Genomic DNA, 12,476 nt, shown 5'->3' on the forward strand with positions numbered 1-12,476 from the left:
CGAACCAACAAAAAAGACGCGGGGCCCGGAACCCCCCCCGACTCCCCGCCCCCGCCCGATCCCCCCGGATCCCCCGATCCCCTCCCCCGTTCAAACAACCCCGCTCCCCCGAGCAGGGCCCCCGTTCCCCCGGAGGGCCTAGGCCACCAGCTCGCCGAAGGACTCCTCCAGGTCCCGGCCGAAGCTCAGGACCTCGTCATCCCGCAGCCGCCGCAGCGACCGCCAGATGCTCGACTTCACGGTGCCGACGCTGATGTCGAGGATCTCCGCGATCTCGGGGTCCGTACGGCCCTCGTAGTAGCGGAGCACGAGCATCGTGCGCTGCAGTTCGGGCAGGCGGGCCAGCGCCTGCCACAGGACGGCCCGCAGCTCCGTACCCCGCATCGCGTCCGTGTCGCCCACCGTCTCCGGCAGCTCCTCGGTCGGGTACTCGTTCAGCTTGCGGCGGCGCCACGCGCTGATGTGCAGGTTCGTCATGGTGCGGCGGAGGTAGCCCCCGACCGCGGCCTTGTCGCTGATCCGGTCCCAGGCCCGGTAGGTCGAGAAGAGGGCGCTCTGGAGCAGGTCCTCTGCCTCGAACCGGTCACCGGTCAGGTGATAGGCGGTCGCGTACAGGGAGGCGCGGCGCTCCTGGACGTAGGCCGTGAACTCGGCCTCCGACAGGTTCCGCTGCTCCCCCGAGCCCTCCCCGTACGCCGCTCCCCCGATGTTTCCCCCGTCGGGAACCGCCGGCGCGTCAACCACCGTCATGTATCCCGGGTGCTGACGCCCGGTGCCGCGAGCGCACCCCCGCCCGCTCACGGCACCGGACTTCTCATGCCGCTCGGTGCGGACCGCCACGTCGTGCAGACGCGTGACAACTGCGCTTGAGGTGGTGCTGTGCAGCGTGTTCATCTCGCGCCCCCCGTCGTGGAGTCCGTTTCCTGAGCTCGCTTCCTTGCGATGTCCAAAAGCTTGCCCTGGTGACTTCATGACGGTGTCCGTCGACTGTCACAGAGCTGTCACAGGCCCCGGGGCGGTGCGGGTCATGTGTGGGACCGGTCCCACGGTCGAACTAAAGGCCAGTGATGGGCCAGAATGGCGCTCGTGCCTTCCCTGTTGCTGATCGAGGACGACGACGCCATCCGCACGGCCCTGGAGCTGTCTCTTACGCGCCAGGGCCACCGGGTTGCCACCGCTGCCACCGGCGAGGACGGTCTGAAGCTGTTGCGCGAGCAGCGGCCGGACCTGATCGTGCTGGATGTGATGCTGCCGGGCATCGACGGGTTCGAGGTGTGCCGTCGCATCCGGCGCACCGACCAGCTGCCGATCATCCTGCTCACCGCGCGCAGCGACGACATCGACGTGGTGGTCGGCCTGGAGTCCGGGGCCGACGACTACGTGGTGAAGCCGGTGCAGGGGCGGGTGCTCGACGCCCGGATCCGGGCCGTGCTGCGGCGCGGTGAGCGTGAGGCGAACGACGCGGCGTCGTTCGGTTCGCTGGTGATCGACCGGGCCGCGATGACCGTGACGAAGAACGGCGAGGACCTGCAGCTCACGCCGACCGAGCTGCGGCTGCTCCTGGAGCTGAGCCGGCGGCCGGGGCAGGCGCTGTCCCGCCAGCAGCTGCTGCGCCTGGTGTGGGAGCACGACTACCTGGGCGACTCGCGCCTGGTCGACGCGTGTGTGCAGCGGCTGCGCGCGAAGGTCGAGGACGTGCCGTCGTCGCCGACGCTGATCCGTACGGTGCGCGGGGTCGGCTACCGGCTGGACTCGCCTCAGTGACGGAGCCGCACCACACGCCGCGCGGTCTCGCCGCGGCCAAGAAGGCCCTGTTCGCGGGGCTGCGTTTCACGAGTCTGCGGTTGCGGCTCGTCGTCGTGTTCGCGCTGGTGGCACTGACCGCGGCGGTGTCCGCTTCGGGGATCGCGTACTGGCTGAACCGCGAGGCGGTGCTGACCCGTACCCAGGACTCGGCGCTGAGCGACTTCCAGCAGGAGATGCAGAACCGGGCGGCGGTGCTGCCGGAACATCCCACGCAGGGCGAGCTGCAGCACGCCGCGAACCTGATGGCGAACAGCAGCCAGCACTTCAGCGTGCTGCTCACGGCCACGGACGAGAACGGCCGTGACGTGGTGGGCAATTCGGACCTGGACGCCTTCACGCCCGCCGACGTCCCGGCGTCGCTGCGCCGCGCGGTGAACAAGAAGCAGAAGATCACCGAGAACAACAAAGCGCCGTACCACCTGTACTGGCAGCGGATCACGCAGGACGGCACGCCGTACCTGGTGGGCGGCGCGCGGGTGAACGGCGGGCCCTCCGGCTACATGCTCAAGTCGCTGGAGCCGGAGGCGAAGGACCTGGGCTCGCTGGCCTGGTCGCTCGGTATCGCGACGGCGCTCGCGCTGATCGGCTCGGCACTGCTCGCTCAGGCCGCCGCCGCGACCGTCCTGAAGCCGGTGCACCGGCTCGGTGTCGCCGCGCGCCGGCTCGGCGAGGGCAAGCTCGACACCCGGCTGCGGGTGTCCGGCACGGACGAACTGGCCGATCTGTCCCGGACGTTCAACCGGACCGCGGAGAACCTGGAGAAGAAGGTCGCCGACATGAGCGCCCGCGAGGAGGCCTCGCGGCGGTTCGTCGCCGACATGTCGCACGAGCTGCGCACCCCGCTGACCGCGATCACCGCGGTCACCGAGGTCCTCGAGGAGGAGCTCGACGCGGAGACCGGTTCGGTGGACCCGATGATCGAGCCCGCGGTGCGGCTCGTGGTCAGCGAGACCCGGCGCCTGGGCGACCTGGTGGAGAACCTGATGGAGGTCACCCGCTTCGACGCGGGCACGGCCCGGCTCGTCCTGGACGACCTCGACATCGCCGACCAGATCACGGCCTGCATCGACGCCCGCGCCTGGCTGGACGCGGTGGAGCTGGACGCGGAGCGCGGCATGACGGTCCGGCTCGACCCGCGCCGCCTCGACGTGATCCTCGCCAACCTGATCGGCAACGCGCTCAAGCACGGCGGCTCCCCGGTACGGGTGTCGGTGCGCACCGAGGGCTCCGACCTGGTCATCGCCGTACGGGACCACGGCCCCGGCATTCCGGAGGACGTGCTGCCGCACGTCTTCGACCGGTTCTACAAGGCGAGCGCCTCCCGGCCGCGTTCGGAGGGCAGCGGGCTCGGTCTGTCGATCGCGCTGGAGAACGCGCACATCCACGGCGGCGAGATCACGGCCGCCAACTCCCCGGAGGGCGGCGCCGTGTTCACGCTGCGGCTGCCCCAGCAGGAGCAGGAACCGAAGCACGAGACGAACTCCCCGGAAGGCGGCGACCGTTGAAGCGCGGTGCGAGGCTCGCGGGTCTGTGCGGCCTGGCGGCTCTGCTGCTGACGGGCTGCGGGATCCGGTCCACGGAGGTGCCGACGGACTTCGGCGCGGCGCCGACCCGGGTGGGCTGCTCGCTGTCGGGCTCGGACGAGGTGGGGACGCGCGCGGGCGGCGAGTTCGCGGTGCAGGTCTATCTCGTGTGCACGTCGCAGCTGGTGACGGTGGACCGTACGGTGACGCTGGAGCGGCGCGGGACCTCGGACCGGGTGGCGGTCGCGCGGGAGCTGCTCGCCGAGCTGTCGCGCAAGCCCTCGGGCGCCGAGTCGGACGCGGGCTACTCGACGGACGTCGCCCCGCGCACCCGTGTGTCGGGGCCGCGCAAGGGCGATCCGGCCGACGCGCTGCGGCTGAACACGCCGCCGGACGACCTGTCCCCGTACGCCCTCGCACAGATCGTCTGCACGTTCGCGAACAGCAAGGTGACGGCGGAGGACGGCGATCACGTGGTGCTCGGCGGGCCGGGTGACGACGCGCTGCGCAGCTACGAGTGCTCGGACGCGGTGAAGGCGCGGCCCGGTCTGATCCCGGCGCCGGCCGAGACCGTGGGCTGACGTCCCTCGCGTCACTCATCCGGAATCCCCCGGAACCGATTCTCCCGCGGGTGACGTCTTGGGGGGCGTGCAGCGCCATCGCTCGGGCGGCCACAGGGCCGCTGTCCGCTTCCGTACGGCAGGGCTCGTCGTCCTGGCCGTGCATCTCCTGCTCGTCGCATGGTTCACGCTGCGTCCGCTGGACGTGCCCTGGGTGAGTGCGGCGAACCTGCATCCGCTGGCCGGGATCCGGGCCGATCTGGCCCTCGGCTGGCGTGCGGGCGGGCGGCGGATCGGTGAGGGGCTGCTGCTGCTCGCGCCGCTCGGGGTGCTGCTGCCGCTGGCCGGTGGGCGGCTCCATGTGTCGGCCTGGGGTTCGCTGCTGCGCACGGTCGCGGCGGGCGCCCTGATCTCGCTCGGCATCGAGCTGCTGCAGACCGGGGTGCCGGGTCAGGTCGTGGACGTGGACTCGGTGCTGCTGAACACGGTGGGCGTCGCGATCGCCCACGCCGCCGTGGTGCCGGCGCTGCGGGCCCGGCTCCGCCGCAGGCCGGACCTGGCCCCCCTGCCCCGGGAGGAGCCGGCTCAGGGTCCGACCCCGACGATTCCCAGGGTCGGGATCGCCCCGTGAGGTGACGTTTCATCCGCTTCGTGACCGTACCTTCGAAGACGTAAGCACCACACACCGAAGTCCTACGGTTCGCGAAGGAGCCCACCATGACCGCCCTGGCCCGCCCCACCAACGGACGGATGATCGGCGGAGTGTGCGCAGCGCTGGCACGGCGCTTCGGCACCTCCGCGAACACGATGCGCGTGATCTTCCTGGTGTCGTGTCTGCTGCCCGGCCCGCAGTTCCTGCTCTACATCGCGCTGTGGATCCTGTTCCCGAGCGAGGGCAAGGTCCGTCAGGCCTGGTGACCCCGGCTCGTCGCCGTACGCCGAAGGGGCGCACTCCGCGGATCGCGGGGTGCGCCCCTTCGGGCGGTGCGGGCCGGGTCAGCCGATCGGCAGACCCTGGGTGGGCAGGCCCTGGCCGACGGGCAGGCCGCCGATGAGGCCGGAGACGGGGTCGCCGCCCTCGGTGAGCTTGGCGACGGTCGGCTGGACGGCGGTGACGCCGCTGCCCACGGCGCCCTGCGCGGCGCTGACGGCCTCGGGGGTGCCGGCCGGCAGCGTGCTCGCCGCCTGCTCGACGGGGAGCACCGAGGAGACGGAGCCGAGGGCACCCGTGGCGTCCGGGAGGGCGGGGGCGGCGTTCGCGGCACCGGCACCGGCGGCGGCGAAGGCGGCACCGAGAGCGGCGACACCGAGGGTCTTCACAGCAGACTGCTTCATGGGTCCCTTGTTCCTGGTTCCTTGGGAATGGGTCGGTCCTCGGCAAACACCTGGGATCACCATGGAGTTACTCATTCGTCAACCTGGTGTTGACCGGAACCCTCCGTTCCGGTCGCTCGGAACCCGGGCCGTGACCTTTGCCGGAGCGGCCTCGGCGCCTAGCGGAACAGCCACTCCGAGCGCAGTTCCGCATACCGCGGCTTCACCACGTCGTTGATCATCGCGAGGCGCTCGTCGAACGGGATGAAGGCGGACTTCAGCGCGTTCACCGTGAACCATTCGAGGTCGGTCAGCGTGTACCCGAACGTCTCGACGAGCAGGGCGAACTCGCGGCTCATCGAGGTCCCCGACATCAGCCGGTTGTCCGTGTTGACCGTGATGCGGAACCGCAGTTCGCGCAGCAGCCCGATGGGGTGCTCGGCGAGCGAACCGGCCGCGCCCGTCTGGAGGTTGGACGACGGGCACATCTCCAGCGGGATCCGCTTGTCGCGCACGTACGAGGCGAGCCGGCCCAGCTTGACCGTGCCGTCCTCCTTGTCGACCTCGATGTCGTCGATGATCCGCACGCCGTGGCCGAGGCGGTCGGCGCCGCACCACTGGAGGGCCTGCCAGATCGACGGCAGGCCGAAGGCCTCACCGGCGTGGATCGTGAAGTGGTTGTTCTCCCGCTTGAGGTACTCGAACGCGTCGAGGTGGCGGGTGGGAGGGAAGCCGGCCTCGGCGCCCGCGATGTCGAAGCCGACGACGCCCGAGTCCCGGTAGCGGTTGGCGAGTTCGGCGATCTCCAGGGCGCGGGCGGCGTGCCGCATCGCGGTGAGCAGGGCGCCGACGCGGATGCGGTGCCCGTTCTCCTTCGCGCGGCGCTCGCCCTCGCGGAAGCCCTCGTTGACGGCCTCGACGACCTCTTCGAGGCTGAGGCCCTTCTCGAGGTGCTGCTCCGGCGCGTAGCGGATCTCGGCGTAGACGACGCCGTCCTCGGCGAGGTCCTCGGCACACTCGGCGGCGACCCGGAACAGGGCCTCCTTGGTCTGCATGACGGCGCAGGTGTGCGCGAACGTCTCCAGGTACCGCTCCAGGGAGCCGGAGTCGGCCGCGTCGCGGAACCAGACGCCGAGCTTGTCGGGGTCGGTCTCCGGCAGGTTCGTGTAGCCCTGTTCGCGGGCGAGGTCGACGATCGTGCCGGGGCGCAGCCCGCCGTCGAGGTGGTCGTGGAGCAGCACCTTGGGCGCGCGACGGATCTGGTCCGGGCTCGGGATCCGGGGGCGGTCGGGGTGCACGGTGGTCTGGCTCGTCATTTCCGCACCCTAACGCCTACGCGCGTAGACCGCACGGTTCCGGCGGCGGAAAACCTTCCGTCGATACGTAACAGTGACCCGGAGGACGGGTCGCGTACATCGGCGCTTCTGACACTGTTCTGTCATGCAGCAGGAAGCGACGCAGGCCCGTGAGGCCAGGCTGGGCAAGGCGGTCGGGCCGGTGCCCGGGGCGGTGGGCGGCGTGGTGCTGCTGCTGCCCGCGGGCGAGGAGACCTCCACCCGCAGACCCTCGCCGCTGTCGGCCACGGCCCTGCGCCCGCTGGCCCGCAGGCTCACCCGGGCGGGCCGCGCGGAGGGCCTGGTCACCCACACCGTGCACTATCGCGGGCGCGGCTGGAACGGGGCGCAGGCGGAGCTCGCGCGGGACGCCCGCTGGGCCGCCGACGAGGTCGTGCGCCGCTACGGGGACGTGCCGGTCTGCCTGGCCGGCGTCGACATGGGCGGGCGCGCGGCCCTGCACGCGGCGGACCACGAGGCCGTCGACTCGGTGCTCGCGCTGGCGCCCTGGCTGCCGGAGGACGACGTCGCCGTCTCCCCCGAGCCGGTGCGCCAGCTCGCCGGGCGCCGCGTCCTCATCGTGCACGGCACCGACGACCGCCGCACCGACCCGGAGCTGTCCTTCCGTCTGGCCGGCCGCGCGAAGAAGACGAACCGCGACGTGTGCCGCTTCGAGGTGCACTCCGACGGCCACAACCTGCACCAGCACCGCTCCGAAGTGGCCGCCCTGGCCGTCGACTTCACCCTGGGCACCCTCTTCGGGCACCCCTTCTCCCGCCCCCTCCAGGACGCCCTCGCGGCCCCGCCGCCGATCGGGTTGCGGATGCCGCTGGCAGTCGGTTTCGGCCAGTCCCTGGGGCTGTAGCTCAACCGCCCAGCGCGCCCAGCACCAGGGGCGCCGTCCGCTTGCCGGTCAGGATGAGCACCGGATGGGTGGTGTCCGTGCATTCGACCACCACGGGGTACTCGCGGGAGCCGGGGCTGAACTCCGGGTCCCCGACGAGGACTTCGCGGACGCGGTGGGCGCGCAGGGTGTCCGGGAGCGGGAGGCGGGCGAGGCGGGCCTCGGGGTCCGTGCTCAGGGCGGGCGGCCCGTCGCCGACCACGAGGTGGACGTAACCGGGCCTGCTGTACGGGACGTCGCCGTGGACCAGCACGCGCAGGACCTGGCGGCGGGCCGGGACGGCCGGGGTGACGCGGGCGGCGGCCCGGCGCACCTTGCGCACGGCCCACCAGCACACGAGGGCGGACAGCGGCAGGGACGCGGGGATCGACCAGGCCGTGAACTCCAGGCCGGACCAGATGCCGCGGCCCATCAGGAGGACCGGGAAGTTCACGCAGGCCACCATGATGCCCGCGAGGAGGCCGGTGGGCGGCTTCCAGGAGAGCGGGGCGCCCGGGGTCTCGGGGCGGAAGCGGAGCCAGGCCGCGAACCAGAGGGCGCCCAGGCCGCCGGACAGGAGCGCGACGCCGAAGGCGCCGGGCAGCCGGCCGTCGTGCACCGGGGACAGCTCGGCCTCGGCCACGAGGTTCCCGAGGCGCACCTCGCGGACCTCGTCCTTCCAGTACGTCACGGTGACCCGGCCGCCGGGGCGGGCCGCGGCGTGGACGGAGCCGTCGGACGGCATCCGCACCCGGTGCTCGGTGCGGGTCCCGGGGTCGGTGAGGACCAGGTAGTACTTCGTGGTCTTGCCGCCGGAGTCCTGCTCCTTGCGCAGGACGGTCGCCTCGGCCGTCACCCGGCAGGTGTCGGCGCGGGTCCCCTGCGGGCAGGGCGCGGCGGCCGCGTACGCCCGGTTGTCGGCCTCGGCGGGCACGATCAGGGCGAAGAGCACCGCGCCGAGCAGCACCAGGAGCGTGCCCGCGTACGTGAAGCGGGTGCCGCGCCGGCGCATGCGGTCGCGGTAGTCGTCGTGGGCCGGTATCCCGTTCACCCTGGTCCCTCCCCGTCCGGCTCCGGGCCGCCGGCCGGTGGTCCACCTTGCCCGCCGGGATCCGGCAGGGCAATTCGCGCGGCGGGCACCCGGGGCGACCGGGGACTGCCGGGCTCCGGCAACGGCTACTCCGGAGGGGCCTGTTCCGGCAGGAGGCGGCCGCGGCGGGAGAGCAGGAACTTCTTGAACGCCGCGACCGGAGGCGTGTCCGGGTGCCCCTCCAGCCAGGCCACGCCGATCTCGCGCACCGCCCGCTGCCCGGTCACCGTCAGCTCGACGACCCCGGGGCGCGGCACGGCCGGCGGCGGCAGCAGCGCCACGCCGAGACCCGCCGCGACCAGGCCGCGCAGCGTCTCCGCCTCCTCGCCCTCGAACGCGACACGCGGCGTGAAGCCCGCCTCCGCGCACAGGTCGTCGGTGATGCGGCGCAGCCCGTAGCCGGGTTCGAGGGTCACGAAGGTCTCGTCGGCGGTCTCGGCGAGCCGGATCCGCTTGCGGCCCGCGAGCCGGTGGTCCTCCGGGACGACCAGCCGCAGCCGCTGCTCGTCGAGGCGCCGGGCCACCAGGTCCGGCGCGTCGGGCACCGGCGAGGTCAGGCACAGGTCGAGCTCCCCGGCCCGCAGCCGCTCCAGCATCGCCTCCCCGTAGTTCTGCACGAGGCTGAAGCGGATGCGGGGGTGGTCGGCGCGGAAGGCGCGGATCAGGCCGGGCACCGTCTCGGTGCCCATCGTGTGCAGGAAGCCGAAGGCGACCTTGCCGGACTCGGGGTCCGCGTCGGCCCGTACGGACTCGGCGGCCTTCTCGACCTCGCCGAGCGCGCGCTCGACCGAGCCGAGGAAGGTGCGGCCTGCGGGGGTCAGGGACACGGTGCGGCCGTGCCGGGCGAAGAGGTCGACGCCCAGGTCCTGTTCGAGCCGGACGATCGCGCGGGACAGCGTCGACTGCGGGACGTTCAGCTCCTGCGCTGCACGGGTCACGTGCTCGGCGCGGGCCACCGCGGCGAAGTAGGAGAGCCGCGGCGCGAGCGACGTGACCATGTCTTCTGTGTCACCGGGCGGTGACAGGCGCGGCCGTGACCTGTGCTCATGCTGCATGGGAACGATTATGGCCGTTTCATGCATTGGACGCATCAGTCGGGGCGGGCCTACGTTCGACGCATGTCTCCCGCCAGTAGCCAGGCGGCCGCCACCCACGCGGTCGCCGCCCCCGTCCCCCCGTCCAGCGACCCGCGCACCGACGACACGCGCATGGCCCCGGGCGGGCCCGGCTACCGCCGGATGAGCCTCGCCCTCTTCCTCGCCGGCGTCGCCACCTTCGCGCTCCTCTACTCCACGCAGGCCCTGCTCCCCCTCGTCTCCGCGGACTTCGGGGCGAGCGCGAGCACGGCCAGCTGGACGGTGTCCGGAGCGACCTTCGCGCTGGCGCTGTGCGTGCTGCCGCTGAGCGCCCTGTCCGAGCGGTTCGGGCGGCGCGCGGTGATGACGGCCTCGCTGTCGGTGGCCGTCGTGGTCGGACTGCTGGTCCCCTTCGCTCCGTCGCTGGGCGTCCTGATCGCGCTGCGCGCCCTCCAGGGCGCCGCGCTCGCCGGACTACCCGCCTCCGCGATGGCGTACCTGGCGGAGGAGGTGCGGCCGAAGGCGCTGGTCGCGGCCATCGGACTGTTCGTCGCCGGCAACTCCATCGGCGGCATGAGCGGCCGGGTCGTGGGCGGCTGGATCGCCCAGGCCTGGGGCTGGCGCGCGGCCGTCGGCGTCATCGGCGTCATGGCCGTGGTCTGCGCGATCGCGTTCCGGATGCTGCTGCCCGCACCGAAGCACTTCACCCCGGGCTCGCTGCGCCCGCGCGCCCTGGCCCGCACGGTCGGCGGCCACCTCGCCAACCCGCTGCTGCGCCGCCTGTACATGATCGGTGCCCTGTTCATGACGGTGTTCGGCGCCGTGTACACGGTGATCGGCTACCGGCTGACCGCCGCCCCGTTCTCGCTCCCGCAGGGCGTCGTCGGGTCGATCTTCCTCGTGTACCTCGTCGGCACCCTCTCCTCGGCGGCGGCGGGACGGCTCGTCGCGCGGCTCGGCCGGCGCGGCACCCTGTACCTCGCGGCCGGTACGACGATGACGGGCCTGCTGCTCGCGCTGGTGCCCGCGTTCCCCGTGGTGCTGCTCGGGCTCGTGCTGATCACGGCCGGGTTCTTCGCCGGGCACGCGACGGCGTCCTCGTCCGTCAGCCACACCGCCACGCACGGCCGCGCGCAGGCCTCCGCGCTGTACCAGTCCGCCTACTACGTGGGCTCCAGCGTCGGCTCGGCTGTGGGCGCCGTCGCCTTCCACGCGCGGGGCTGGGCCGGGACCGTCGGCCTCGGCTGCGTCGCCGTCCTCGGCGTCGTGTCGCTCACCGTGTGGGGCACGTACGCGGCCCGTGCGCGGCGACGCGGGGCGACCGCGGCGGCACGTGCGGTGGCCGCCCACTGACCCACCGGCCCCGGGCCCTACCACAACGGCCTCCGGACCTGCGCATTTCGCGGGTCCGGGGGCCGTTGTCAGTGGGCTGCGGTAGCTTTCGAAGTGCTGGAGAAAGTGCTGGAGAAGAACTGGTACTCACAGCCGCTATGGGGGCGTTGGGACATGAGCGACACCGCGACGAAGCCGGAGCTCGAGGATCTGGAGAAGCACCGGGTCGAGCTGACCGGGTACTGCTACCGGATGCTGGGTTCGGCGTTCGAGGCCGAGGACGCCGTACAGGACACGATGGTGCGCGCGTGGCGCAGCTTCGACAAGTTCGAGGGCCGCTCCTCGCTGCGCTCCTGGCTGTACCGCATCGCGACGAACGTCTGCCTGGACCTGCTGAACGCGGGCAACAAGCGGGCCCGGCCGATGGATCTGACCGCCGCGGCCCCGCTCGCGCAGGCCGCGCTGACCCCGCGCCCGGACAATGTGTGGCTGGAGCCGATGCCCGACGCCCGCGTCCTGCCCACCGTGCACGACCCGGCCGAGGCCGCCGTCGCGAAGGAGTCGGTGCGGCTCGCGTTCGTCGCCGCGCTGCAGCAACTGCCGCCGAAGCAGCGGGTGGTGCTGCTCCTGCGCGAGGTCCTGGCCTGGAAGGCGACCGAGGTCGCGGAGCTGCTCGACACGACGGTCGCGTCGGTGAACAGCGCGCTCCAGAGAGCGCGGGCCACGCTCGCCGAGGCCCCGCCCGCCGACTCGGCGACGGCGGACCCGCTCGACGAGGAGCAGCAGAAGCTCCTGGAGCGCTACGTCGCGGCCTTCGAGGGCTACGACATGAAGGCGCTGACCGAGCTGCTCGCCGAGGACGCGGTCATGACGATGCCGCCGTTCGACCTGTGGCTGCGCGGCACCGACGACATCACCGGCTTCATGCTGACGATCGGTCACGAGTGCGAGAACTCGCGCCTGTTGCCGGTGTCGGCGAACGGGACGCCGGCCTTCGCGCACTACAAGCCCGACCCGGAGAACGGCGGATACACGCCGTGGGCCATCCAGGTCCTGGAGATCTCAGACGGCCGGATCGCCGGTTTCCACTGCTTCCTGGACCTCAGCAAGCGGTGGTTCCCGCTGTTCGGCGTCCCGGAGCACCTGGACGCCTGAGCCCGGATCGCTCGCACCCTCCGGGGCCAGCACGCCGTCGAGGCCGGTGAGGCCGAGCATCAGCGTGAGGCGGGGGGACGGATCCCGCAGCCGTATCCGTCCCCCGGCCCGCCGCGCGGCGAGCTGCATCCGGGCGAGCGCGTCGAGGGTGGCGAGGTCGGTGCTCGTCACGGCCGACACGTCGCAGACGACCGTACGGGCGTCCGCGCCGGCCGGGGCGCCGCGCAGGGCGGCACGGACCTGGTCGCACAGCAGCGGTGCGTCGCCGGCGCGGATCGGCCCGGCGAGCACGACGACGGAAGGGGTCGTTGAGGCAGCCACGTAGTCATGACCGTGCGGCGGCCCGGAACTCATCGGCGCCGGACGGACACCCGGCGTGTGCCGCGTCACGTCGGAGTGGATC

14 protein-coding genes are annotated in these 12,476 nt (G+C 72.6%); 8 read left to right on the plus strand and 6 right to left on the minus strand.

The genetic code is table 11. From position 1 onward, the window contains the following. Window positions 1-138: 138 nt before the first annotated feature. Window positions 139-894, minus strand: a complete 756-nt coding sequence (locus ACFW9D_RS19610; protein WP_188337211.1) for a SigE family RNA polymerase sigma factor — start codon at window positions 892-894, stop codon at window positions 139-141. Between the two features lie 192 nt (window positions 895-1,086). Between ACFW9D_RS19610 and afsQ1 the strand changes: the two genes are divergently transcribed. From afsQ1 to ACFW9D_RS19635, 5 genes are all read left to right on the plus strand, one after another. Next, complete coding sequence (afsQ1, locus tag ACFW9D_RS19615) at window positions 1,087-1,764, plus strand: two-component system response regulator AfsQ1 (RefSeq protein ID WP_161300939.1); 678 nt, start codon at window positions 1,087-1,089, stop codon at window positions 1,762-1,764. Then, window positions 1,761-3,311: a HAMP domain-containing sensor histidine kinase gene (locus tag ACFW9D_RS19620; RefSeq protein WP_188337212.1), complete on the plus strand. Its 1,551-nt coding sequence runs from the start codon at window positions 1,761-1,763 to the stop codon at window positions 3,309-3,311. Before afsQ1 ends, ACFW9D_RS19620 begins: the two co-directional genes overlap by 4 nt. Further along, window positions 3,308-3,910, plus strand: coding sequence for a hypothetical protein (locus ACFW9D_RS19625; protein WP_384623393.1), 603 nt, complete (start codon window positions 3,308-3,310; stop codon window positions 3,908-3,910). The genes ACFW9D_RS19620 and ACFW9D_RS19625 overlap by 4 nt, the downstream gene beginning before the upstream one ends. Window positions 3,911-3,977: 67 nt before the next feature. Next, window positions 3,978-4,520: a VanZ family protein gene (locus ACFW9D_RS19630; RefSeq protein ID WP_188337213.1), complete on the plus strand. Its 543-nt coding sequence runs from the start codon at window positions 3,978-3,980 to the stop codon at window positions 4,518-4,520. 86 nt (window positions 4,521-4,606) lie between these two features. After that, the gene (locus ACFW9D_RS19635; protein WP_188337214.1) at window positions 4,607-4,807 is read left to right on the plus strand and encodes a PspC domain-containing protein; all 201 of its coding nucleotides are present in this window, start codon (window positions 4,607-4,609) and stop codon (window positions 4,805-4,807) included. A gap of 78 nt (window positions 4,808-4,885) precedes the next feature. Here the strand turns inward: ACFW9D_RS19635 and ACFW9D_RS19640 are convergent, their stop codons facing one another. Both ACFW9D_RS19640 and ACFW9D_RS19645 read right to left on the minus strand, forming a co-directional pair. Next, window positions 4,886-5,224 carry an ATP-binding protein gene (locus ACFW9D_RS19640; protein ID WP_384623395.1) on the minus strand — a complete coding sequence of 113 codons (339 nt, stop codon included), beginning with the start codon at window positions 5,222-5,224 and terminating at the stop codon, window positions 4,886-4,888. Between the two features lie 158 nt (window positions 5,225-5,382). Further along, window positions 5,383-6,519: an adenosine deaminase gene (locus ACFW9D_RS19645; RefSeq protein ID WP_384623397.1), complete on the minus strand. Its 1,137-nt coding sequence runs from the start codon at window positions 6,517-6,519 to the stop codon at window positions 5,383-5,385. A gap of 124 nt (window positions 6,520-6,643) precedes the next feature. Between ACFW9D_RS19645 and ACFW9D_RS19650 the strand changes: the two genes are divergently transcribed. Further along, window positions 6,644-7,402, plus strand: coding sequence for an alpha/beta hydrolase (locus ACFW9D_RS19650; RefSeq protein WP_384623398.1), 759 nt, complete (start codon window positions 6,644-6,646; stop codon window positions 7,400-7,402). 1 nt (window position 7,403) lies between these two features. Here the strand turns inward: ACFW9D_RS19650 and ACFW9D_RS19655 are convergent, their stop codons facing one another. Together ACFW9D_RS19655 and ACFW9D_RS19660 are read right to left on the minus strand one after the other, a co-directional pair. Beyond that, a complete protein-coding gene (locus ACFW9D_RS19655; RefSeq protein ID WP_384623400.1) occupies window positions 7,404-8,471 on the minus strand; it encodes a hypothetical protein in 1,068 nt (355 codons plus the stop codon). 125 nt (window positions 8,472-8,596) lie between these two features. Next, the gene (locus ACFW9D_RS19660) at window positions 8,597-9,565 is read right to left on the minus strand and encodes a LysR family transcriptional regulator (RefSeq protein ID WP_384623401.1); all 969 of its coding nucleotides are present in this window, start codon (window positions 9,563-9,565) and stop codon (window positions 8,597-8,599) included. Between the two features lie 63 nt (window positions 9,566-9,628). Between ACFW9D_RS19660 and ACFW9D_RS19665 the strand changes: the two genes are divergently transcribed. Both ACFW9D_RS19665 and ACFW9D_RS19670 read left to right on the plus strand, forming a co-directional pair. Next, on the plus strand, window positions 9,629-10,939 hold the full coding sequence (locus ACFW9D_RS19665; RefSeq protein WP_384623403.1) for an MFS transporter: 1,311 nt from the start codon (window positions 9,629-9,631) through the stop codon (window positions 10,937-10,939). A gap of 153 nt (window positions 10,940-11,092) precedes the next feature. Continuing rightward, window positions 11,093-12,073 carry a sigma-70 family RNA polymerase sigma factor gene (locus ACFW9D_RS19670; RefSeq protein WP_384623405.1) on the plus strand — a complete coding sequence of 327 codons (981 nt, stop codon included), beginning with the start codon at window positions 11,093-11,095 and terminating at the stop codon, window positions 12,071-12,073. On the opposite strand, the gene ACFW9D_RS19675 is transcribed toward ACFW9D_RS19670, so the two are convergent. Beyond that, window positions 11,981-12,394, minus strand: coding sequence for an STAS domain-containing protein (locus ACFW9D_RS19675; RefSeq protein WP_223205972.1), 414 nt, complete (start codon window positions 12,392-12,394; stop codon window positions 11,981-11,983). The genes ACFW9D_RS19670 and ACFW9D_RS19675 overlap by 93 nt on opposite strands. Between the last annotated feature and the right edge of the window lie 82 nt (window positions 12,395-12,476).

The organism is Streptomyces sp. NPDC059524 (assembly GCF_042749255.1).
Lineage (GTDB): Bacteria > Actinomycetota > Actinomycetes > Streptomycetales > Streptomycetaceae > Streptomyces > Streptomyces xanthii.